Here is a 23,917-nt window from a genome sequence, read left to right on the forward strand (position 1 = left end):
CTTGGGTACCCTTTTTTAGACTGGCGATAACTTTTCCTTTTGTTGATGCACTTGACCTAAGGTTCAAACTTGAGTTCGAATCTACATCAACATATTTAGTTGCTAATTTTACGCTATTTTGCGAAACATTAACAGAAGTTTCAGCTGCAGATACATGAATTGCCTTTTCATACGCCACAGTTGATAATACAGCAAAACAAAGACTAGGAATAATTACCTGTTTTTTCATCATAACCTCCTTAGTTACTTTAGAATAATTATTTTTAATAGTTTCATAATAACATAGATATCTTTGTTATAAACTTAGTTATGCGAAATTTGTTGAAAAAATTGATATTTATTATTTTACCGTTATTTACCATAAATATCTTTATAATATCCAATTTGATAATGGTAGAGTAGAATGAAGTTCTATAAGGTCAAAATATGTCCATAAAAAACGACTTACACGTGAATAAGAACCATATCTTAGCTAAAAATAATTTTTATGAAAGAAAATAAGGAGAGTTTATTTAATGAAAATTTTTACGGATATAGATTTAGATGGATTGGGCTGTGGAATTGTTGCAAAGCTTGCATTTGGTGATGATGCAAATGTTTCATACTGTTCCTATCGAAATTTAAATCAGCGTGTGGAGCACTTCATAGATAATCCCGATTATCACAATACGGAGACTTATATTACGGACCTTGCTGTTAATGAGCATGTCGAAAAAAAGCTAGAGAAACGATTCCAAAATGGACATCCTATTCAAATGATTGACCATCATGTCACTGCCATGCATTTTAATGAATATGAATGGTCCATGGTTGTTCCTGAATATAGCACCGGCAAGAAAACTTGTGCAACATCACTGTTCTATGAGTATCTTGTCGAACATAATAAAATACAAAAAAGTCAAGCCTTAGATGAATTTGTGGAATTAGTTCGTCAATATGATACTTGGGAATGGGATGAAAATAATAATGTCACCGCTAAACGTCTAAATGACTTATTTTATATGATGGATAGGGAACATTTTGAAGAAAATCTTCTAAAAAGATTAAAAGATCATCCTCATGATTTTACCTTAACAGATACAGAAAACCTGCTATTAGACGTAGAGGACAAAAAAATTCACAGGTATATCCATTCTAAAGATCGACAGCTTGTCCAAACCAATGTAGAGGAATACTGTGTGGGAATTGTCCATGCAGAGCAGTATTTATCAGAACTCGGCAATGCGTTACATAAATTAAATCCCCATCTTGATATGATCATTTTAATTAATGCTGGAAATAAAAAGGTAGGCTTTCGTACGATTTACGATCATATTGATGTATCAGAATTTGCCTCCCGCTTCGGAGGCGGCGGCCATCCAAAGGCATCAGGCTGTGATTTATCATCGGAAACATTCGAAAAGTTTGTAGTAAACGTGTTTCCTATCCCACCTCACAGGCCAGATCCTGATCGAAACGAAATCAATGTTAAAGCAGCTCCATATGGTACATGTTATGAAAATAGAAAAGGTGATATTTCTTTTATCCGTCCCTTAAATGAGAATGCTTTTGAAGTTATCCATAATGGTAAAAAATTGGATGAATTCTTTGATGCCTATGAGAGCGCAGAGCATTATATTAAGCGGAATTATACCTCATGGCTCCGGTATGATAATGATCATCTGCGTCATTTAACCAAAGCTTTGCCGATGACGCTAGATGAAATTAAGATGAATTATGAGAAGGTGATTGGGAAGTTTATTAATAATCTTGAAAAGATGGAATAGAAAGAGTGCAGGTCTCTAATAAGAGATCTGCACTTTATCTATGTAAAAAAACAAATTGTAGCTTTTTCTACGTTTATGTAAAAGTTAATATGAACATCGTATACCTTTAAGTCAAATCTGGATTTATTTTAAAGGTATACTAAAGTCCCCATAAGATAGTATTTTTCCACCTTTAAGAATAGTATACTTACCACTATTATAATTTTTATAGGTTGTGCTAGAAGAAGGAATATATGCTGAATATCTTCCCTGTTTAGTATAAAGCAAAGGAAATTTCTCTTTATAGACGAAAATCGTAAGGTACGCACTTCCATCGCCGACTCCAGTTGATTGATGATTTGATATTATGTAATTCCCAGTAGTTACGTTGTTATCAACAGACAAATAATCACTCGAAAATGCAAATAGTGGATATAGTTTAAATATCGATATCAGCATGATAATAAAAGGAATTAAAGAAGGGATTCTTGATTTATATAAATAGAATAGAGCAAATGAGGTTACTAACGGTGTAAAAATGTCCATAAACCATGCGATGTGAGTCAAATTAATATTTAATGCTTTTGAATATATTATAATATCAAATTTCGTAATTAATATAAACATGAATATTCTTATTACCAAATAGATAACGGAAAAGAAAATAATTCCGATATAAAACTTATCCTGTATAGAAGCTCTTTTCATCTATAGCTTTTCCCCCATTTCATTCATAATGAATTCTTGTCATCAACTGATGGTTTTATATTAGTTAGAGCAATTAGATTACATTTATCTTTGTTTTAGGTATGGTGGGCTTAGCGATTATGCCATCCCGACAAAATTTCGGAATGCAAGGTTCAGGTAGAGTATTTTTCATTTACCCCTTTATTTTACCATGCCTTCGCGAAGCCAAAATGATTTGAAATCTTCGCAGTTAAATCGTCTTTACCAAAGGTTGAAAACCTGCGAAAAAGTATTCGGGAGAAAATCGTATTAAACTGAGGAAGTTCAATAATATCATCAAATATAAAGTTTCCAAAAAAAAAATAAAGCATAAAGTTTCCAAACTGAAATTTTATGCTTTTTCGTTACAATAATAAAAAATCCACCAAGTATGTATTTGGTGGAGACGGTGGGAATCGAACCCACGTCCAGAAATATTGCCACTTAAGCTTCTACGAGCGTAGTCGATATATTTTGGTTTCGCATCCTCTTATGCCTACCGACAGGCGTCCGAGATGCTAGCCTGATTGTGCTCTTCCATAGTCCCCAGGCGGAGGACGTCCGGCGTATCCCACTTAAGTTGAGACCCTGACCCTACCACATGGGCGATGGAGGGAGGATCAGCTTAGTGCTTATTAGGCAGCTAAAGCTAGGTTTTGTTTAGATTTGCCAGTTATATTTAGGCTTGCGTTTTTACGAGGTCGACCCCTCGGCTCGCAACTCAAGCTCAAACTACCCCTGTCGAATCCGTAACGTCCCCATATATAAAATATTGGGATTTAGGACCAATCCTCATGAGCTAAGTGCTACAAAAAATAACTTACGAACTGGCTACATGTACTATTATAACATGTTTATCGATTATTTCAATTGTAAATTTTTGTATCCTTCATCAGTATTGTTGCTGCTTCGCTTTAAATGCCTTTTCTATCTCACGTTTTGCTTCTTTTTTCTTTAAGTCTTCGCGTTTATCGTAATTCTTTTTCCCTTTTCCCAGTCCAATTAGAACTTTCGCAAATCCATCTTTTAAATACATCTTCAACGGAACAAGCGCATAACCTTGTTCTTTCGTTTCACCAATCAATTTATTAATTTGTTTGCGATGAAGCAGAAGCTTTCTTGTTCTTAGTGGATCGTGATTATAACGATTCCCTTGCTCATATGGACTAATGTGCATATTGTAAAGAAATACTTCGCCTTTATGAATACGTGCAAACGAATCTTTTAAATTAACCCTTCCAGCTCGAATCGACTTTATCTCCGTTCCTTGCAGTACGATCCCAGCTTCGTATGTTTCTTCAATAAAATAATCATGGCCAGCCTTTTTATTTTGGGCCACAACCTTGCCTTCCCCTTTTGGCATTCTGACTCCCCCATTCTACACTGTTACGATGGCCAGGCACTTATAAGTGCCTGGAACTACATTTTATGGTCTAGTTTCAGCACCTATCAGCTACGGGAATGTCACAGGCGCTTTCACGTTTCTTATTTTCTTTTCTTGTTGCGATTATTCTTTGGTTTATTAGAGAATGACTTTTTCTTCTTCTTTTTTGCTTGAGGTGGACGGTTAGACCATTCTCCCTCTTTTTCTTCATTACCTGGACCTTTTTGCTTTGAATCCTTTTTGTGACCGCGAACTTTCACAATATGTGGTTTATCATCTGGGCTTCGACGTGGTCGGTTATTTTTCATCCCAACAATTTCAAAATCAATATCATGTTCATCTTTATTTACTTTGATAACTCGAACGGTTATTTCATCGCCAATACGGAAGACATTTGCCGTCCTCTCCCCAATCATAGCATATTGGCGCTCGTCGTAGCGATAATAATCATCTGTCATATAACTTACGTGCACAAGACCTTCAATGGTGTTCGGCAGTTCCACAAACATTCCAAAATTGGTGACCGAACTGATAATTCCATCAAATTCTTCTCCAATTTTATCTTCCATGAATTCTGCCTTTTTCAATTCATCTGTCTCACGTTCAGCATCTACTGCTCTTCGTTCCATTTTAGATGTATGATCGGCAATTTCACGTAGAATAGCATCCCATTTTGCACGTGTAGCTTCATCTAATTTTCCATCTATTAAATAGGTGCGGATTAAACGATGCACAATTAAATCCGGATAACGACGAATCGGTGATGTGAAGTGAGTATAGAACTGTGTTGATAATCCAAAATGTCCTAGACTTTCTGGATCGTATTTTGCCTGTTGCATCGACCTTAACATGACGGTGGAAACAACCATTTCCTCTGGTTTTCCTTGCACCGCTTCAATAATTTCCTGAAGTGCCCTCGGATGAACAGAGTTTGCAGTTCCTCTGACAATCAGTCCAAAGTTTGTAATGAATTCAAAAAAGCGCTGGAGCTTTTCTGCCTTTGGATCTTCATGAATTCGGTACATAAATGGCACTTCAAGCCAATGAAAATGCTCTGCCACGGTTTCATTAGCCGCAAGCATAAACTCTTCAATTAATCTTTCTGCTACAGAACGTTCTCTAGTCACGACATCTGTAGGTTTGCCCTCTTCATTTACAATAACCTTTGCTTCTTTAAAATCAAAGTCGATAGCACCCCGAAGCATTCTTTTCTTTCGAAGGATGCCAGCCAGTTCTTCCATTGTTTCGAACATTGGAACCAATGCTTTATAATGATTCCTCAGTTCCTCATCTTTCTCTACTAAAATCTTATTAACATCTGCGTAGGTCATTCTTTCCGTTGTTTTAATGACACTTTCAAAAATTTCATGACTGACCACTTCACCTTGATCATTGATTTCCATTTCACAAGAGAGTGTAAAACGATTTACTTTCGGATTTAAGGAACAAATTCCATTTGATAAGCGATGCGGAATCATTGGAATAACACGGTCCACTAAGTAAACACTAGTCCCTCTTTCATATGCTTCTTTGTCAATCGGAGAGCCTTCTGTTACATAATGACTAACATCTGCGATATGAACACCAAGTTTATAATGACCATTTTCCAGTTTTGTTACAGTAACAGCATCATCCAAATCCTTTGCATCTGCCCCATCAATGGTCACAATCATCTCACCCCGCAAGTCGCGGCGGTTGCCGATTTCGCTCTCATCAATCGTGTCAGGCACTGCATTGGCTTGATCTAATACCTCTTGTGGAAACCCTAGAGGTAGACCATATTTATGTATAATCGAGAGTATATCTACTCCAGGATCATTTTTATGACCAAGGATTTGAATTACTTCTCCTTCCGCATTTTTTCTTCCTTCTGGATAGGAGGTTAAGCGAACCACTACCTTATGTCCCTCTACTGCACCCGCATTAGCATTTTTCGGGATAAAAATATCACTGTCCAGCTTCTTATCATCTGGAATAACAAAACCAAAATATTTGCTTTCCGTATAGGTTCCGACGACTTCTTTAATAGCTCGCTCTAAAATTCGAACGACAGTACCTTCCCGTCTGGCACCTGAACTTTCAGCAGAGACACGAACAAGCACAATATCTCCATGCATAGCATCATTGGTTTCATGCGGAGGGATGAAAATATCATCATACCCCGGTTCTTCAGGCGTGACAAACGCAAATCCCTTTGCATGTCCAGATAGCTTACCTCTTACTAGATTCATTTTTTCTGGGAGTCCATAGCGGTTACTTCTTGTTCTAACCACTAATCCCTTTTCTTCCATATAAACGAGTGTTTTTACAAAGTCTTTAAAATCTGTAGAATCCTCAATACCAAATGCAGCTTCAAGTTCCTGCACAGTTAAAGGCTTATATGTCTCATCTCTCATATAATGTAAAATACGGTCAACCCGTGAAAGTATGTTTTCTTCCAAATTTTATCCCTCCGTCATTGGGAACATTGTTCGTGTTTTCACTCAGACAGTCCAATTTAATGTCTCTAAAAACTGATAAACATCCTCATGCAGCTGTTCTTTTTCTTTTCCTAGAGTAATGACATGGGTAGATTCCTCGTACCATTTTATCTGCTTATTGTCTGATTCGACCTCATTATAGATAATATTGGCACTATCTGTATTGATCATTTCATCTTGTCTAGCTTGGACGACAAAGGTTGGAGCATAAATCATGTCAACATTTTTACGAACATCTGCTATTAGCTCTTGTAATGCTTTCAACGTTCCCATCGGTGTTTTTTTAAATTCTTCGATTTCGATCTCTATTTGTTCTTGGCTTTTTCCTTCTAGTTTTTTATATTGACGAGCGTAATCTACTACTCCGTTATACATGGTTTCTTCACTCTTAATGTACATAGGTGCACACATAGGAATTATACCCTTTACTGCTACAGTGTAACCCAATTTCAGGGAAAATACTCCACCTAGTGATAAGCCGGCTACTGCAATTTCCTCATAGCCTTTTTCCTTAAGATACTCATAGCCTCCTAGAACATCCTGCCACCAATCTTCCGGACCTGTGTGAACCAGTTCCTCCGGTGGTACACCATGTCCCTTATAAATAGGTGCATGGCATGTATAGCCCTTTTTCTCTAAAAATCTTCCTAGCATTCGAACATCTGCAGAGCTGCCGGTGAAACCATGGAGAAGTAATACGGCTCTTTTTCCTCCTTCAAATGTAAATGGCTTAGGTGCTACTATTTTCATTATGTACAAACTCCTTTTATTTCAATTCGTTCCCATATTATTTTTAACAGAGTATGTGTAAACATTCCAGAAATACGCTTAATTCTTCGTTTATTAATAAGAATAGACTCTTCTCTGTGGAAGCTGTTATTGTAGCATATTGCTATGTATAAAAAAACCTGACCTCTTGTGGCCAGGTTGAGTACTCTCTTCTTATTCTCCGAAAATAGAAACTGCCAATGCAAATATGAAAAATAAAACAGCAAGCACAATTGTGATTCTATGAAGCACTAAATCCATACCACGAGCTTTTTGTTTACCGAAAAGTTGCTCCGCTCCACCGGAAATAGCTCCTGAAAGACCAGCACTTTTACTTGATTGTAATAATACAACAATAATTAAAGCAACCGCATCAATAATTAATAAGGTCAAAAATAATGTATGCACGAAGACCCACCTCCTGAAAGAACAATCGCAGAATGCTGATTTTAGACGGTTGTCCAATCTAAGTTAGCATCCGGAACACAATAGATATATTAAATGTATCATAACAAAGAAATAGATACAATGATATTTTATGAGTATGCATATACTATCATTTCAGTTTTGCTAAGAATAGTAATTGTTTGTTTACTTTTTTTCGGGCACCATACTTCGGCTTTTTTCGGCATAACCTAGGGTCAGACCCTTCATCCCAAATAAAAATGGGACAAGGGGTCTGACCCTTCGTCCCATTTTGTCCTATTATTTAGATAGGTTATAGAATGAATTTCTTCCAAGGTATTGTGCTGTTTCGCCAAGTTGGTCTTCGATGCGAAGTAATTGGTTGTATTTCGCAACGCGGTCAGTACGAGATGGTGCACCTGTTTTGATTTGACCAGCGTTTGTTGCAACAGCAATATCTGCAATAGTTGTATCTTCTGTTTCACCAGAACGGTGAGAAACAACAGCTGTGTAACCAGCACGTTTTGCCATTTCAATAGCATCGAATGTTTCTGTTAATGTACCGATTTGGTTAACTTTGATAAGAATGGAGTTACCAACACCATTTTTAATACCTTCTGCTAATTTTTTCGTATTTGTAACGAATAAATCGTCACCAACTAATTGTACTTTTTTGCCAAGGCGTTCTGTTAGAAGTTTATGACCTTCCCAGTCATTTTCATCTAGACCGTCTTCGATAGAGATAATTGGATATTTAGATACAAGCTCTTCGTACCAGTCAACCATTTCAGCAGATGTTCTTACAACACCTTCACCTGATAAATGGTATTTACCGTCTTCTTTATTATAGAATTCAGAAGATGCAGCATCCATTGCAAGCATAACGTCTTCACCTGGTTTGTAGCCAGCTTTTTCGATTGCTTCGATGATTGTTTGAAGAGCTTCTTCGTTAGATCCTAAGTTAGGAGCGAAACCACCTTCGTCACCTACAGCTGTATTTAAGCCTTTTGCTTTTAATACTGATTTTAGGTTATGGAAAACTTCTGCACCCATGCGAAGTGCTTCTTTGAAAGTAGGTGCACCTACAGGCATGATCATGAATTCTTGAATATCTACGTTGTTATCAGCATGCTCTCCACCGTTTACGATATTCATCATTGGTGTAGGTAGTTGCTTAGCATTGAAACCGCCAAGATATTGATATAATTCTACTCCAAGGAAGTCTGCAGCTGCACGAGCTACTGCCATGGAAACACCAAGGATTGCGTTAGCACCTAATTTTCCTTTATTTTCTGTGCCATCTAATTCGATTAACACTTTATCGATTAATACTTGCTCTGTTACATCATAACCGATAATTGCTTCTGCAATTACTTCGTTTACATGTTTTACTGCTTGTTGAACACCTTTGCCCATGTAACGGTCTTTATCACCGTCACGAAGTTCTACTGCTTCGTATTCACCAGTGGAAGCACCGCTTGGTACTAAGGCACGGCCGAATGCTCCTGATTGTGTATAAACTTCTACTTCAACAGTTGGGTTACCGCGGGAATCTAATACTTCACGTGCATATACTTCTGTAATATGTGGCATAATTTTTCAATCTCCTTTTTCTTTCAAAATTAAATTAATGTTTAATTAATGTAGAACCTGTCATTTCTTTAGGTTTTTCAACATTTAATAAATCAAGCATTGTTGGCGCTAAATCACCTAGAATACCGCCATCACGCAATTCAATTCCTTTTTTCGTTACAATAACTGGAACAGGATTGGTTGTATGTGCTGTCATTGGTTGTCCTTCAAGAGTCACTACCTCATCCGCATTACCATGGTCAGCTGTAATAATTGCTGTCCCGCCTTTTTCAAGAATCAAATCAACAATTTTTCCAAGGCATTCATCAACCGCTTCAATTGCTTTTACTGTTGGTTCAAGCATTCCTGAATGACCAACCATATCAGGATTAGCAAAGTTTAAAATAATCGCATCTTGTTTATCATGTTGGATCTGATCTAATAATGCTTCTGTTACTTCATAAGCACTCATTTCAGGTTTTAGGTCATAAGTAGCTACCTTTGGTGAATTAATTAAGATTCTTGTTTCACTTGGGAACTCTGCTTCACGTCCGCCGCTCATAAAGAATGTAACATGCGGATATTTTTCTGTCTCAGCAATTCGAAGCTGTTTTAAACCATTTTGTGATAAAACTTCACCAAGTGTATTATCAAGATTTACTGGTTTAAAAGCAACATAACCATCAACAGATTCAGAGAAAAGTGTCATACATACAAAATATAAATTTTTAGGATGTTTAGGTCCACGGTCGAATGAACGGAAATCATCATTCGTAAATGTGTTTGAGATTTGAATTGCACGGTCAGGACGGAAGTTATAGAAAATAACGGAATCATTATCCTGAATAGTAGCAACCGGCTCTCCATTTTCCTTTGTGATAACAGAAGGAATAACGAACTCATCTAAAATTCCATGCTCATAAGAATCCTCTACAAGCTGTAATGGATCTGTATAAGTAGGACCTTCACCGTATACCATTGCACGATAGGATTTTTCTACACGTTCCCAGCGTTTATCGCGATCCATAGAATAGTAACGGCCAGAAATAGTCGCAAATTCTCCAACACCATATTCCTTGAACTTTTCTTGTGTTTCTTTAATATACTTAGCAGCTGTTTTGGGACCAACATCACGTCCGTCTAAGAAAGCATGAACATAAACCTTATCTAGACCTTCATCAGCAGCTAATTTTAGTAAAGCAAACATATGATTAATATGGCTGTGTACACCGCCATCCGATAAAAGTCCGAAGAGGTGAAGTGCGGTTCCGTTCTTTTTCGCATGTCGGGCAGCTTCTACAAGAGTTGGGTTTTTTTCGAATTCACCTTCACGAATCGCCACATTTACTCTAGTTAAGCTTTGATATACAATACGGCCAGCACCTATGTTAAGATGCCCAACTTCGGAGTTTCCCATTTGACCTTCTGGTAATCCAACTGCTTCGCCGCTTGCTGTAAGAGTATTATGAGGGAATTCATTCCAATAGCGGTCAAAATTTGGTTTTTTCGCATGTGTTACAGCATTACCTTTTGTTTCACTGCGAAGACCAAACCCATCCAAAATGATGAGTGCAACTGGAGATTTACTCATGGCTTACCGCCTCCAAAAGCTGTAAAAATGATTGTGGTTCTAAGCTGGCACCGCCAACTAAAGCCCCATCAATATCCGGTTGTGACATATATTCTTTGATATTTGCAGGCTTCACACTTCCGCCATATTGAATGCGAATAGCATTTGCAGCATCTTGTGAAAAGTTTTCTGCAACAACACTGCGGATATGGGCGCATACTTCATTTGCATCTTCTGCAGTTGAAGATTTCCCTGTACCAATTGCCCAGATTGGTTCATAAGCAATAACCGTTTGTTTTACTTGATCTTCTGTAAGACCTGTTAAAGCTTTTTTTACTTGTGAACCAACTAGCTCTTTTGTTTCATTATTTTCACGCTGTGCTAATGTTTCACCAACACAAACGATAGGGATTAAATGATATTTAAAAGCAGATAGCACTTTTTTATTAACAGCATCATCTGTCTCATTAAACATTTCGCGGCGTTCAGAATGTCCTAGAATAACATAATCCACACCTAAATCTTCTAATGCTCTTGGACTGATTTCCCCTGTAAAAGCACCGCTTTCTTCGAAGTGCATATTTTGTGCACCAATTTTTACATTTGAATCCTTAGTAGTTTCCACTAAACGCTCAAGGAACAATGCTGGTGAACAAATAACAGAATCTACTACATCATTACTTGGAACAAGGCCTTTTACCTCTTGAGCAAAAGAAGTAGCTTCCGGTAATGTTTTAAACATTTTCCAGTTCCCTGCGATAATTGGCTTACGCATCTTCCATCTTCCTTTCTCTAAAGAATTACTTATCGTTCAATGCCGCTACACCTGGAAGAACTTTTCCTTCCATAAATTCAAGAGATGCACCGCCACCTGTTGAAATATGGTCCATCTTATCTGCTAGGTTGAATTTTTCAACTGCAGCAGCTGAATCTCCACCACCAATAACGGAGTATGTATCATTCGCATCAGCTAGAGCTTGGGCCACACCTTTTGTACCATTTGCAAAGGAGTCTAATTCAAATACTCCCATCGGTCCATTCCAAATCACAAGCTTAGAATTTTGAATGACCTCTTTATATCGTTCAACCGTTTTTGGACCTATATCTAAAGCTTCCCAGTCTGCAGGAATATCTTCAATGGATACAACTTTTTTATTTGCTGAATCGGAGAAGTCATCTGCTACGACTACATCTACTGGCATATAGAAATTCACATTTTTTTGTTTTGCTTTTTCCATAAATGACTTGGCTAATTCGATTTTATCTTCTTCTAATAAGGATTTACCGATTTCATATCCTTTAGCTTTAACAAATGTGTAAGCTAAACCGCCGCCAATAATTAAGTTGTCGACTTTTTCAAGGAGATTTTCGATTACACCGATTTTGTCTTTTACTTTTGCGCCACCAATAATAGCTGTAAAAGGACGTTCAGGGTTGGATAAAGCTTTACCAAGTACTTCTAATTCTTTTTCCATTAGGAAACCGGCAACTGCTGGCAAGTATTTAGCAATTCCTTCTGTTGATGCATGAGCACGATGTGCTGCACCAAATGCATCGTTAACGTAAATATCCGCTAATTCAGCAAATGCTTTTGCAAGCTCAGGGTCATTTTTTTCTTCACCTGGATAGAAACGAACATTTTCAAGAAGAAGCACATCACCATTTTCTAGTTTCTCAACATCACTCTTGGCGATTTCTCCATAAGCTTCATTTGATTTACGTATATCTTTTTTTAGTAACTCGCTAAGGCGTTTTGCTACAGGAGTTAATCTTAATTCTTCTACCACTTTTCCCTTCGGACGTCCTAAATGGCTAGCAAGGATAACCTTAGCACCTTGGTCCATTAAATATTGGATAGTTGGTAATGCAGCACGAATTCGCGTATCATCGGTAACATTTCCATTTTCAAGTGGAACGTTAAAGTCTACACGGCAAAATACACGCTTTCCAGCTAAATCGATATCTTTAATTGATTTCTTGTTCAACTTATTCAGCCTCCTTCTAATAAGGATATATTATGGATTATTGTTAACCTATAACCATACACATTCACATAAAAAGACTTTCTGTACGAATAACAGAAGTGCGTGTGTATGATAAAGTCTTAACAAAAAAAGGAGTGGGGAATGTTCCCCGCTCCCCCTGTTGCTCCCTTTTTCATTATAAATGTAGGGATGTTAAATATCCATCAATTCTTCAAAAAGTATAACACATATATCGAATTGATGTGTCATATTATTGGATATTATAGTCCTTTTTGAGCAATGTAATCAGCTAAGTCTACTACACGGTTAGAATAACCTGTTTCGTTATCATACCAAGAAAGAACTTTTACCATGTTATTATCTAATACCATAGTAGATAATCCATCTACAGTAGAAGAAACTGGTACACCATTGTAGTCTTTAGATACTAATGGAAGATCTGTATACGCAAGAATTCCTTTTAATTCGCCTTCAGCAGCTTCTTTCAATGCAGCATTTACTTCTTCAGCAGTAACTGTTTTGTCAAGTTCTGCAACTAAATCAACTACAGAAACGTTTGAAGTAGGTACACGCATAGCCATACCGTTTAATTTACCTTTTAGTTCAGGTAATACAAGTGCAACTGCTTTTGCTGCACCTGTTGTTGTAGGAATAATGTTTTCAGCTGCTGCACGAGCACGACGATAATCTTTATGTGGTAAATCAAGAATTTGTTGATCATTTGTGTATGAGTGAACAGTAGTCATCATACCGCGTTTGATACCAAATTTTTCATGAAGAACTTTTGCAAATGGAGCAAGACAGTTCGTTGTACAAGAAGCATTTGAAATAACGTTATGATTTTGTGGATCATATTTATCTTCGTTAACACCCATAACAACTGTAATATCTTCATCCGTTGCTGGTGCAGAGATGATTACTTTTTTAGCGCCTGCTTCTAAATGTTTTGCTGCATCTGCACGTTTTGTGAAACGACCAGTAGATTCAACAACGATTTCTACACCTAGGTCTCCCCAGCCTAGTTGTGCTGGATCACGTTCAGCAAGAACTTTTACTTTATGACCACCTACTACTAGGCTATCCCCATCAACTGTTACTTTTTCTTCAAGAGTTCCGTGAACACTGTCATATTGAAGAAGATGTGCAAGCATATTTGCATCTGTTAAATCGTTAACTGCTACGATTTCCACATTAGGATTTTTTAATGCTGCACGAAAAACATTACGACCGATACGACCAAAACCATTAATACCAACTTTTACTGTCATTTATATTTCCTCCTTTGGATTATAAACAGATATTTTATTTCAAAAGGGTAATCCCTTTTAAAAGCTATAAATTAAGAATTTCTTTTGCTGCACCTTCATCCGTGATTAGTACGGTTGATTTGGTGGTAGCATTCATAAATGCTTTGATTGCCTTTGCTTTCGATGCTCCACCTGCAACGGCTAAAACATTTTCAACATTCGGCAAGTCTTTTAACTGGAGACCAATCGTTGGAACCTTATGTACGATTTCGCCCGCTTCATTAAAATAATATCCGAATGCCTCTCCAACAGCATGGCCATCTATAATCTTTTTCATGTCCTCTTCTTTGGTTTTTCGCCTTTTTGCCATCGTATGAGCCTCCCCAATACCATGCAAAACCATATTGGCATTTTTTATGAGGCTAAGAACCTCTTTTATCATCGGCTCTTTCACAATGGATTCATATACTTCCTTACTTACTTGATCAGGCACATAGAGGACACGATGTGTGGAACCAGTATTTTCTGCCATCTTAGCGCAAATTGTGTTAGCTTGGTTTTTGACATCTTCGCCTATACCACCTCTTGCCGGCACGAAAACAATTTCCTTCTCGGTAAAATCTGTTGTCAACATATCAGCAACAGTGGCCATGGTTGTTCCACCTGTTACAGCTATGATATTTTTCCCTTCAAGATGTTCTTTCATTCTTACGGCACAAGCTCTTCCAAGCTCACCTTTTACCCATGGGGTTTCATCGCTGTCTCCAGCGACTATAACAACTTCTTGTAGGTTCAATATCCTTTTTAATTGTTCTTCCATTTCATTAATCCCCGAAATCTCTCGCATCATACTTTCCAAATCCTGTAACACTTTTAATCCAAGCTTTGTTACACTCATACCGGATGATTGAATGGAAATCAACTTTTGATCTTTCAAAAACTCTACTTCACTGCGAAGTACACGTTCCGAATGCCCTAGTTCACTTGCCAATGTTCTTCTTCCGACTGGCTCCATAAAATAAATGGATTTTAGGATTTGGTATCGTTTTTGCATAGTGGAAAGTAAATCGGGTAATAATTTTTTTTGAACCTCAATTAATGAGTACATCTAAAATTTTCCCCTTGTTTATTATTATCGGGTCAAAAAGCGTCCCAGATAGACATATTGTGTCCCATCTATTCGAAAAAAAATACCCTTGCTACAGTTCTTATTTTAGCAAGGGTATTTTTATAATTCAACTAGGAAGCATCAATTTTTTTGCTGCAAACGTTTACTTATCGTAAAAGGATCAATTTGCCCATATTGCACAACTTCCCCTTCGATTTCAATGACCGGGATCATCAGACCGTACGTTTCGATCCATTCATCATTACTCTCAATATCCCTCTCCACAATCTCAAATAAATAATCATCCTGAAGAAGGTCGAGAATTTGCTTTGCATCTTCACAAAGATGGCATTTTTTCCTTGTATAAAACACAACTTGCTGCAAAGAATAAAACTCCTTCCTTATACAAAACGTCTTCTTTTCGATGAGGGCAAAATATTGAGTTGATCTCGATATTTTGCAATTGTTCTCCTCGACACCATGATACCTTCTTGCTGCAAAGCCGCAACAATGGCCTGATCGGATAGGGGGGTAAGTTTGTCTTCCTGTTGTATTAAATGGACGATTTTATCTTTTACTTGAACAGCAGATGCATTTTTCTCATCTGCACTATTTAGTGCAGATGAGAAAAAATATTTTAGCTCGAATGTCCCAAACGGTGTTTGTATATATTTTTCCCGAACTGCCCTGCTGACAGTTGATTCATGAGTTCCAATGTCATCTGCCACTTCCCTCATTGTCATTGGCTTTAAATGTCCCTTTCCTTTAAAAAAGAAGTCCATTTGCTTTTGTAATATCGAACGTCCGACTTTTAACAGTGTTTCTTTCCGCTGTTCTAAGCCCTTCATTAACCATTGAAAATCATGGGCCTTTTCTTTTAAAAATTGCTTTACTTGAACATCCCTATAAGATGACATCATTGTATAATAATCCCTCTGAAATTGCACTTTTGGAACATGCCTTTCTAGAAGATGTACATCTAGAATCCCTTGTTCACTAGTTACAATTAAATCAGGAACTACATATTGAGGGCGTTCGGTTGTAAAATGCGAACCAGGTCGCGGATCAAGGGTTTGAATAAAATCCGACGCTTCTTGAATCTGTTGGATATCAACATTCAATTTCTTCGCGATTATTTTCCACTTTTTATCTGCAAACTCCATAAAATAATCGCGAAGAATATCAATCACTACTATTGGACATTTCTCTTGTCTTTTAGCTTGCAAATATAAACATTCTTGCAAGCTTTGTGCACCAATACCTGCAGGTTCAAATGATTGAAGTAAATGAATCCCCTCAATAATAACTTCTTCCTTTACCCCTAATGTTTCTATTAATTCCTTTTTTTCAATAGTTAAGTACCCGTTTGCATCCAGGCTGTGGATGAGACAATGAATAACTTTTTCTTCTGTATTTGTTAGCGCTTTCAAATGTGCTTGAAATAATAAGTACTCTTGCAATGAACCGGATTTATGGGCAATTTGCTGTACCCAATCTTTATCATCTCTTTCAATCGTTCTGAATTTGCTTTTCTTCGTATAATCAAAATGAGGGTCCATTAATTTTATATTGGAATGTTCTAACTGTATAAGGGGGTTTTCCAGCGCTTTGGTTTCTAAAAAAGAAGACAATTCCTGGGCTGAATATTGTAAAATTTGAATGGCCTGTGTCAATTCCTGTGTCATGGTCAGCTTTAATGATTGTTGCTGCCACAATCCTACCTGTAAATCCATCAAAACAACCCCTTTCTTGATTTTTATTTTACAATAGATTACTGGTTTCGTATATTCTTTTCTTTTTTACCGCGACAAAATGACATGATATTACTACGGTAAGTGATGTTCAAAAGGTTTCCAGACATTGTTTATTCATGCCTCTGTTTTTTTCCAAAAAGTAGATTGGCACTTTAAATGTTTTATAGGTACAATATACTAGTAACATTGACTGTTTTTAATTTTACTAAGGAGAGTCAGTATGAACCAATTAAATAGTGAAAACCAGAACCTTTCGCGTATTAATCGTAATCGCAAAAACATAAGAAAACGGTTTTGGCCACGAATTATCATTGCATGCATCGCCGTCTTTGTTTTAGGAAGCGGATTTTTATATGGAACGAATAAAGGTCTACAAATTAGAAAGATGTTAGTCGGATCTGTGTTGTCTACTCAGCATGCCCGCTATGTGAAATATATGGGATTTTTACTCCCACAATCTGAAATTAATAAACTGAAAAAGGCATTTTACCATCCACCAACTTTCCAAACGGCAGTTGCCAGCGTTAGTACGGATTCTTCAGCTCCCAAGCTGGATGTTCATGTGGATACCATTAATACAGCAAACTATACTGCTAAAATTTTAGTCATTTCCGACCCAACCACTGTTCATTTAGTCCAGTCAAAATTATCCGGTAAAGGGCAGCCACTCTCTGAATTAATAACCGAGAATGAAGGAATTGCCGGTATTAACGGTGGAGGTTTTGCGGATCAAGGAGGAACAGGTTCAGGCGGAAAAGCCACTGGAATAGTTATTAGCCAAGGAAATGTTCTCGCTGCACCAAGAGAAAATCGAAATACGCCCAAGCTAGTTGGTGGATTTCTAAAAAACGGTCAATTTATTACTGGGAAATATTCGGTCAACCAATTATTGAATCTTGGTGTTACGGATGCAGTCAGCTTTGGACCTCAATTAATAGTTAATGGTGTTAATCGAGTTACTCCGGCAATCAATGAAGCGTGGGGATGGGCTCCGCGCACAGCCATTGGTCAAGCAAAAGATGGAAAAATAATCATGATTATCACTGATGGCCGCTTTTATTGGAATAAAACACATCGTGGTGCTTCTATGTCGGATATGGTCCAAATGTTTGAAAAGTATCAAGTAAAAAATGCGATTGCAATGGATGGCGGCGGATCTACGACAATGATATTTAAAGATACTTTACAACTAAAGCCTGCAACAGATACTGCTGTTGGAATGCGGTATTTGCCAAATGCTTGGGTAGTTATCCCACACTAAAGAAGAAACCCCATTTTTCAATAAAACAAAAAAAGATGCTAGGTCAAAACCCAAATAAATAATAAGTAGCCCGAAGATTTTACGTCAGTAAAACTTTTCGGGCTTTCTTTTTTAGTGTCTCTAAAAAAGCGTACAATAATATGCTGCCCATGCTTAGTTCCGCAATCTTTAATTTTATCTAAAGCCACAATTTATACACCCCTTATACTAAAAGTTCGAACCTTACTTCGTGTGAAGCAATACGCACGAAAATAATCCTCTCCAACTCTTTCTACCTTAATAAGGGGTTGATTTATAGGATTTTTAGATCATAATTAAAAGGTTATTAAATGAAACGAATTTTTATTGGTCTTTACTTTGAAAAAATCTTATTAACTTAAGATTAGCAAGAAGTGTTATAAAAATAATTGGGTAAAGTAGTAAAGAATACCAAAGTTTCCAACTATTGTAGTAGAAAAATGAAGTTTGTAAAAACACCCATTCAAAGAAGATTGAAATGATTGAAGAAAGTAATATATATAATGCTTTTATGAAGGTAGATCTTTTATATGGATAAAAATTTAAGAACAAGATATTTACTGCAGGGTATAGCAATGTAATAATAGGGAGTGTTGCCCAATCTACTCCTTTATGGAAATAACCAAAAAGGTCGTACTTCAAATCAAGATATACATTAACCATAGCTTCAAAATATAAAGCAAAAAGTGTAGTGGTGTACATTTCTAAATTGGAAATTCTTTTTTTAGAAAAAATAATAATGACCCAGAACATCATTGTAATCATGTAGGTTAAAAGCAATTTAATTACCTCTTATAAAAAAATTAGAAAATGTTTGAATTACATTAGTATTATTTATCTATTTTTATTATCCTAATCACAATTCTTAAGTTTACAAATCATTAGGATGATTAAATAACTCTTTCAAAAGCTTAAAATATGAATAAATAGGCTATCTCCTTAGCTTAGTATTCTTATCTTTAAAAAACATAAAAGCCCCTCTCGATTGAGAAGGACTTTTTGATTTGTAGCAAAAATTCTGGGAGATTAAAACTTAATTTATACTTTCATGTAAATTCATTAAGAATGCGGTAGTTTTTTCCTTAAATAAAAATAATGGCAGTGGTAAAAATAGCATGGAAGTTTTACAAAAAGGAGAGAAAAGTATGACTCAACTTGATGTAAATAAATTAAGTCAAGCTAAAGCAAATGTAACACTCTCAGTTGAAATGCTTACAAAGGCAATCGAAAAAGCCGATTCAGATGCCATCCTTGCACAGGAAGCTGTAAAAGAAGCAGCAAAGGAAATTTCATCTGCTTTAAATGCAGTTACACAGGCTCAGAGTAAAACCCCAGACTGGTAATATGCAGATAAAAATGCCCCTCTCTCATGGAGCGGGCATTTTTAAATTAAACTAAACCTTCCAATAGTTTGTTGATATTTTCCAATAAAAACATAATATATTATTTCTCATGCTCAGTATATTACTTTAAAATTATGTCTCCGAACGATTAGGACATTCAACAATCGATACAACCCTTAGACATTATGCACATGTCATTAAAAAATTGCTTGAAGCAGTTACAAAAGCAGAAATTCAAACATATCAGCAAATGCTTGTTGTGCAAAAAATGTTTTTTTATAGTTTACTATCCAATTCTCTCAAATATAATTAAAAAACACTTATAAATGCTGATACATCAACAAAAATAAGTGTTTTATAACTTTTTTAACATTTAACTCATATTATCTTAACAACGCCCTCGGCAGGAATCGAACCCACATCTCAAGAACCGGAATCTTACGTGCTATCCGTTGCACCACGAGGGCATATTTGAACTGTACGGATTATAATTATAGTCTAGAAATCAATGATTTGCAAGCTATTTTATGGTTTAAAATGAATTATTTTGGTTAAAGATGAATAAAGGAATATTTTTTGAGAAATATAAGCGATTCCTTTGACCTTTATTGACCATTAGTGTATGATGTAAAGTACATAAGGATTAAATTTCCTTAAAAACCATTCAGATATGTTTTAATCTGAATGATTAAAAAATGTGAGGAGGAGAAAGTATGAACTTAATCCCTACAGTTATTGAACAAACAAATCGCGGGGAACGTGCCTACGATATCTATTCCCGATTATTAAAAGATCGAATCATCATGCTCGGCAGTGCCATTGATGATCAAGTGGCAAACTCTATCGTTGCCCAATTATTATTTTTAGATGCTGAAAACCCTGAAAAAGATATATCCCTATATATCAATAGTCCTGGTGGAAGCATCACTGCAGGTATGGCCATTTATGATACTATGCAGTTTATTAAATCCGACGTACAAACTATTTGTATAGGAATGGCAGCATCCATGGGTGCATTTTTACTTGCTGCAGGTCAAAAAGGAAAGCGTTATGCATTACCAAATAGTGAAGTGATGATTCACCAGCCACTAGGCGGTGCTCAAGGACAAGCGACTGAAATTGAAATTGCTGCTAAACGTATTTTATTCTTACGTGAGAAGCTAAATACTATCCTTTCTGAACGTACAGGTCAACCTCTAGATGTAATCAGCAAAGACACGGATCGTGATAACTTTATGACCGCTGAAAGAGCAAAAGAATATGGTCTTATTGATCATATTATTACACGTAATGAACTTGACTCCAATAAATAAAAAAAACGCCTTGTTAGGCGTTTTTTTTTTACTTTTCATCTTCAATAAATCTGGTCAATTCCTGAACAGCTATTTTTTCATCATGTCCATTGGCACTTAATGTAACAATAGATCCAGCTCCAGCCGCAAGACTCATTAATCCCATGATGCTTTTAGCATTAACCTTTTTTCCATCCTTTTCTAAAAAAACCTCTGAAGAAAAACGGTTTGCCTCCTGAACAAACAATGCTGCCGGGCGTGCTTGCAATCCGGATTTCCGCTTTACTTCCACTTGTCTCTCTTCCATTCCTGGCTCCCCTCTCTATTTTTTTATTTATTGGTTACAGAAAAATCTCCGGCACGAAGCTTTTCCGCAATTTCATCGATTTTTCTAAGCCGGTGATTAATACCAGACTTACTTATAGTACCGCCAGATACCATTTCCCCAAGCTCTTTTAAGGTAACATCTTGGTACGCAACACGTAGCTCTGCGATTTCCCGCAGCTTTTCCGGCAATACTTCCAAGCCTACCGTTGATTCGATATATCGAATATTTTCAACCTGTCTTAAAGATGCTCCTATGGTCTTATTTAAATTAGCGGTTTCACAATTGACCAGTCTGTTCACAGAGTTGCGCATATCGCGAACAATACGGACGTCTTCAAAACGGAGCAATGCATTATGAGCACCAACTACATTCAAGAATTCAGTAATTTTTTCTGCTTCTTTTAAATAGGTTATATATCCTTTTTTTCTCTCCAATGTTTTACTATTTAAACCGAATGAATTCATTAATTCACAAAGTGATTCATTATGTTCCTTATATTGAGAAGAAATTTCTAAATGATAGGATGAAGTTTCAGGATTATTGACCGAACCACCAGCAAGGAATGCTCCTCTCAAATAGGAACGCTTGCAGCATTTCTTTTTAATTAAACTTGGCGATATATGGTGATCAAAAGTGAAATTTTCACCTAAAATCTTCAGATCCTCCAGAATAGCTTTTGCCATGCTTTTTAAACGAACAATATAGACATTATTCTTTTTCAACCGCATTTTCTTTCGTACAAGCAATTCTACGGGGGTATCATATATTTTTTTTATCAGTACATATATGCGGCGGGCAATCGCTGCATTTTCTGTTTGTACATTCACTACTAATAATTTATTAGAAAAAGATAATGAACCATTCATTCTGATAAGTGCAGAAAGCTCCGACTTCGCACAGCAATCCTTCACTTGCAGGTTGGTTAATTCCTTTTTCGTTTCCGATGCAAATGACAACCCCAAAACCTCCAAAAGTGAGTATTTCACTTATTTCATTTATTTACTTGGCAGCATGTCATATAAAATTCTTGCTACTTTATCCGTATCGTGACGGATTAATCCACCTTCATACGTAAGAATTTGATCATAAATGACATCTAAACCTAAATTCACTAAATTATCTACATCGTAGACTACAGGCTTTGCTAGTTCCTCTTTGTATCGTTCTTGAATGTTTTGAGGAATTTCTTCGTTATTTACTAAAATAGTATCAATAAAACGGCATTGCATATGTTGATATATTGCTTCGACGTGGTCACTGGCCGTATAATCAAGCGTTTCCCCAGCCTGTGTCATTAAATTGCAAATATAGACCTTCTTTGCCTTCGCCTTGCAAACCTCCTCACCTAACTGAGGAACAATTAAATTTGGCAATACACTTGTATATAAGCTTCCAGGTCCAATCACGATTAAATCTGCTTGTCGTATCTCCCTTATCGTTTCAGAAAGCGGATAAATCACATCCGGTGTCAAAAAAACACGTTTTATTTTCTTTCCGGAAAAGGGGATTTTTGATTCTCCTGATACAATCGTTCCATCAGTCATTTCCGCATGAAGAACAACGCTTTGATTCGCTGCAGGCAAAACTTTTCCATGTACGTTCAATACTTTGCTCATTTCTTGGACAGCATGTACAAAATTGCCTGTAATGGATGTTAAAGCCGCAATAATCAAATTGCCTAGTGAATGCCCAGACAGTTCGTTATCTGTCTTAAAGCGATGCTGAAACATTTGCTCCACTAATGGCTCGACATCGGATAAAGCTGCCAACACATTTCGAATATCTCCAGGAGACGGCATATCCATTTCTTCGCGGATTCTTCCCGAACTTCCGCCATCATCTGCTACCGTTACAATGGCAGTAATGTCGACGGGATATTTTTTTAACCCTCTTAACAATACAGGTAATCCGGTCCCTCCCCCGATGATCACGATTTTAGATTTTTTTTCCGTCTTCATGCTGTTGTTTCCCTTCTTTATGCTTAATATCCCTATGGGAAATGCACGTATGATAATCTTGCTCAAAATAGTGGCCGATATATTCTGTTAAAGCAACGGATCGATGCTGTCCCCCTGTACAACCTATTGCGATTACTAATTGACTCTTTCCTTCTCTTTTATAATGGGGTAGCATGAAGGTAAGCAGGTCCGTAACCTTCTCGAGGAATTTATGAGTCTCATTCCATTTCAACACATATTCATATACTTCTTGATCCAATCCCGTTTTTGGCCGCATATGTTGAATATAGTGGGGATTGGGAAGAAATCTTACATCAAAAACCAAATCTGCATCAATTGGAATTCCGTGTTTAAAGCCAAATGACATAACATTCACTGTAAAGGTCGCCTGTTTATTTAGGGAGAATTCCGTTAATATTTTTTCTCTTAATTCTCTTGGTGTCATTTTCGAAGTATTATATAAAATTTGCGACCGTCCCTTTAATTCCTCCAGTAGCATTCTTTCTTGAGCAATGCCTTCCGAAGGCAACCCTGAAGGGGATAGAGGATGTACACGACGTGTCTCTTTATATCTTCGAACTAATACGGAATCATCAGCATCCAAGAAAAGAATCTGCGGAGCAACCCAGGAAATTTCAGCTAATTCATCAAGCGCTTTGAATAAAGAATCAAAGAATTCCCTGCCACGAAGGTCCATACCAAGTGCTACTTTATTCATTTTATTATTCGTATCCTTCATGAGCTCCAAAAATTTAGGAAGCAAAGTTGGCGGCAAATTATCCACACAAAAAAACCCCAAATCTTCAAAGCTTTGAATAGCTACCGTTTTTCCCGCACCAGACATTCCTGTTATGATAACAAGTTGAACATTATTTGCACCTATGCTCATGATCGTTTTCCTCCCGTTATATTACCCCGCAAAAGATGGTATTTGTGCCCTTTTCTAGCTAACACGATATGGAAAAAACCAACA

At 36.8% G+C, this 23,917-nt stretch carries 24 protein-coding genes, 1 tRNA gene and 1 other RNA gene; 4 read left to right on the forward strand and 22 right to left on the reverse strand.

The features are described 5' to 3' along the window. Window positions 1-229: hypothetical protein (locus CWO92_RS03370; RefSeq protein WP_133120517.1), on the reverse strand; the 229-nt coding region annotated here is incomplete at its 3' end. A gap of 286 nt (window positions 230-515) precedes the next feature. Here CWO92_RS03370 and CWO92_RS03375 point away from each other — a divergent pair. After that, window positions 516-1,766 carry a DHH family phosphoesterase gene (locus CWO92_RS03375; RefSeq protein ID WP_101352797.1) on the forward strand — a complete coding sequence of 417 codons (1,251 nt, stop codon included), beginning with the start codon at window positions 516-518 and terminating at the stop codon, window positions 1,764-1,766. A 123-nt stretch (window positions 1,767-1,889) separates the two neighbouring features. On the opposite strand, the gene CWO92_RS03380 is transcribed toward CWO92_RS03375, so the two are convergent. The 14 genes from CWO92_RS03380 to rpoN form a co-directional block, all read right to left on the reverse strand. After that, window positions 1,890-2,453 (reverse strand): hypothetical protein, encoded by a 564-nt coding sequence (locus CWO92_RS03380; RefSeq protein ID WP_101352798.1) that lies wholly within the window; start codon window positions 2,451-2,453, stop codon window positions 1,890-1,892. A gap of 416 nt (window positions 2,454-2,869) precedes the next feature. Continuing rightward, window positions 2,870-3,231, reverse strand: a transfer-messenger RNA (tmRNA) gene (ssrA, locus tag CWO92_RS03385). Between the two features lie 132 nt (window positions 3,232-3,363). After that, complete coding sequence (smpB, locus tag CWO92_RS03390) at window positions 3,364-3,834, reverse strand: SsrA-binding protein SmpB (RefSeq protein ID WP_055738844.1); 471 nt, start codon at window positions 3,832-3,834, stop codon at window positions 3,364-3,366. Window positions 3,835-3,956: 122 nt separating this feature from the next. Then, complete coding sequence (rnr, locus tag CWO92_RS03395) at window positions 3,957-6,251, reverse strand: ribonuclease R (protein ID WP_437177506.1); 2,295 nt, start codon at window positions 6,249-6,251, stop codon at window positions 3,957-3,959. An 87-nt stretch (window positions 6,252-6,338) separates the two neighbouring features. Further along, on the reverse strand, window positions 6,339-7,085 hold the full coding sequence (locus CWO92_RS03400; RefSeq protein ID WP_101352800.1) for an alpha/beta hydrolase: 747 nt from the start codon (window positions 7,083-7,085) through the stop codon (window positions 6,339-6,341). 192 nt (window positions 7,086-7,277) lie between these two features. Then, window positions 7,278-7,511, reverse strand: coding sequence for a preprotein translocase subunit SecG (secG, locus tag CWO92_RS03405; protein ID WP_101352801.1), 234 nt, complete (start codon window positions 7,509-7,511; stop codon window positions 7,278-7,280). 297 nt (window positions 7,512-7,808) lie between these two features. Continuing rightward, complete coding sequence (gene eno, locus CWO92_RS03410) at window positions 7,809-9,101, reverse strand: phosphopyruvate hydratase (RefSeq protein ID WP_101352802.1); 1,293 nt, start codon at window positions 9,099-9,101, stop codon at window positions 7,809-7,811. Window positions 9,102-9,135: 34 nt separating this feature from the next. Continuing rightward, entirely contained in the window at window positions 9,136-10,671 is a 1,536-nt protein-coding gene (gene gpmI / locus CWO92_RS03415; protein ID WP_101352803.1) for a 2,3-bisphosphoglycerate-independent phosphoglycerate mutase, read from the reverse strand. Then, window positions 10,664-11,425, reverse strand: a complete 762-nt coding sequence (gene tpiA, locus CWO92_RS03420; RefSeq protein WP_101352804.1) for a triose-phosphate isomerase — start codon at window positions 11,423-11,425, stop codon at window positions 10,664-10,666. Before tpiA ends, gpmI begins: the two co-directional genes overlap by 8 nt. 25 nt (window positions 11,426-11,450) lie before the next feature. Then, the gene (locus CWO92_RS03425; RefSeq protein ID WP_101352805.1) at window positions 11,451-12,635 is read right to left on the reverse strand and encodes a phosphoglycerate kinase; all 1,185 of its coding nucleotides are present in this window, start codon (window positions 12,633-12,635) and stop codon (window positions 11,451-11,453) included. Between the two features lie 260 nt (window positions 12,636-12,895). Beyond that, complete coding sequence (gap, locus tag CWO92_RS03430; protein WP_101352806.1) at window positions 12,896-13,903, reverse strand: type I glyceraldehyde-3-phosphate dehydrogenase; 1,008 nt, start codon at window positions 13,901-13,903, stop codon at window positions 12,896-12,898. A gap of 64 nt (window positions 13,904-13,967) precedes the next feature. After that, window positions 13,968-14,990 carry a sugar-binding transcriptional regulator gene (locus CWO92_RS03435; protein WP_101352807.1) on the reverse strand — a complete coding sequence of 341 codons (1,023 nt, stop codon included), beginning with the start codon at window positions 14,988-14,990 and terminating at the stop codon, window positions 13,968-13,970. Between the two features lie 141 nt (window positions 14,991-15,131). Next, window positions 15,132-15,374 carry a glutaredoxin family protein gene (locus tag CWO92_RS03440; protein WP_101352808.1) on the reverse strand — a complete coding sequence of 81 codons (243 nt, stop codon included), beginning with the start codon at window positions 15,372-15,374 and terminating at the stop codon, window positions 15,132-15,134. A gap of 17 nt (window positions 15,375-15,391) precedes the next feature. Further along, window positions 15,392-16,723: an RNA polymerase factor sigma-54 gene (gene rpoN, locus CWO92_RS03445; RefSeq protein WP_101352809.1), complete on the reverse strand. Its 1,332-nt coding sequence runs from the start codon at window positions 16,721-16,723 to the stop codon at window positions 15,392-15,394. A 241-nt stretch (window positions 16,724-16,964) separates the two neighbouring features. Between rpoN and CWO92_RS03450 the strand changes: the two genes are divergently transcribed. After that, window positions 16,965-18,005, forward strand: a complete 1,041-nt coding sequence (locus tag CWO92_RS03450; RefSeq protein ID WP_101352810.1) for a phosphodiester glycosidase family protein — start codon at window positions 16,965-16,967, stop codon at window positions 18,003-18,005. Window positions 18,006-18,043: 38 nt separating this feature from the next. Here the strand turns inward: CWO92_RS03450 and CWO92_RS25225 are convergent, their stop codons facing one another. Further along, window positions 18,044-18,193, reverse strand: coding sequence for a hypothetical protein (locus CWO92_RS25225; protein WP_158176352.1), 150 nt, complete (start codon window positions 18,191-18,193; stop codon window positions 18,044-18,046). A gap of 154 nt (window positions 18,194-18,347) precedes the next feature. Continuing rightward, on the reverse strand, window positions 18,348-18,788 hold the full coding sequence (locus tag CWO92_RS26480) for a CBO0543 family protein (RefSeq protein ID WP_367593482.1): 441 nt from the start codon (window positions 18,786-18,788) through the stop codon (window positions 18,348-18,350). A gap of 380 nt (window positions 18,789-19,168) precedes the next feature. On the opposite strand from CWO92_RS26480, the gene CWO92_RS03460 reads away from it, so the two are divergent. Further along, the gene (locus CWO92_RS03460) at window positions 19,169-19,366 is read left to right on the forward strand and encodes a hypothetical protein (protein WP_101352812.1); all 198 of its coding nucleotides are present in this window, start codon (window positions 19,169-19,171) and stop codon (window positions 19,364-19,366) included. A gap of 395 nt (window positions 19,367-19,761) precedes the next feature. On the opposite strand, the gene CWO92_RS03465 is transcribed toward CWO92_RS03460, so the two are convergent. Next, window positions 19,762-19,833, reverse strand: a tRNA-Arg gene (locus CWO92_RS03465). Window positions 19,834-20,079: 246 nt separating this feature from the next. Here CWO92_RS03465 and clpP point away from each other — a divergent pair. Continuing rightward, entirely contained in the window at window positions 20,080-20,679 is a 600-nt protein-coding gene (clpP, locus tag CWO92_RS03470) for an ATP-dependent Clp endopeptidase proteolytic subunit ClpP (protein ID WP_101352813.1), read from the forward strand. A 28-nt stretch (window positions 20,680-20,707) separates the two neighbouring features. Here clpP and CWO92_RS03475 read toward each other — a convergent pair whose 3' ends face one another. Genes CWO92_RS03475 through rapZ form a run of 4 tightly spaced genes read right to left on the reverse strand, consistent with a single transcriptional unit; the run spans window position 20,708 to window position 23,833 of the window. Next, a complete protein-coding gene (locus tag CWO92_RS03475) occupies window positions 20,708-20,965 on the reverse strand; it encodes an HPr family phosphocarrier protein (protein ID WP_101352814.1) in 258 nt (85 codons plus the stop codon). Between the two features lie 23 nt (window positions 20,966-20,988). After that, window positions 20,989-21,942 carry a DNA-binding protein WhiA gene (gene whiA / locus CWO92_RS03480; protein WP_101352815.1) on the reverse strand — a complete coding sequence of 318 codons (954 nt, stop codon included), beginning with the start codon at window positions 21,940-21,942 and terminating at the stop codon, window positions 20,989-20,991. Between the two features lie 39 nt (window positions 21,943-21,981). After that, window positions 21,982-22,944 carry a gluconeogenesis factor YvcK family protein gene (locus tag CWO92_RS03485; RefSeq protein WP_101352816.1) on the reverse strand — a complete coding sequence of 321 codons (963 nt, stop codon included), beginning with the start codon at window positions 22,942-22,944 and terminating at the stop codon, window positions 21,982-21,984. After that, window positions 22,922-23,833 (reverse strand): RNase adapter RapZ, encoded by a 912-nt coding sequence (gene rapZ, locus CWO92_RS03490; protein ID WP_101352817.1) that lies wholly within the window; start codon window positions 23,831-23,833, stop codon window positions 22,922-22,924. Before rapZ ends, CWO92_RS03485 begins: the two co-directional genes overlap by 23 nt. Window positions 23,834-23,917 lie beyond the last annotated feature (84 nt).

The organism is Heyndrickxia camelliae, from assembly GCF_002844575.1.
In the GTDB taxonomy this organism is placed as follows: domain Bacteria; phylum Bacillota; class Bacilli; order Bacillales; family Bacillaceae_C; genus Margalitia; species Margalitia camelliae.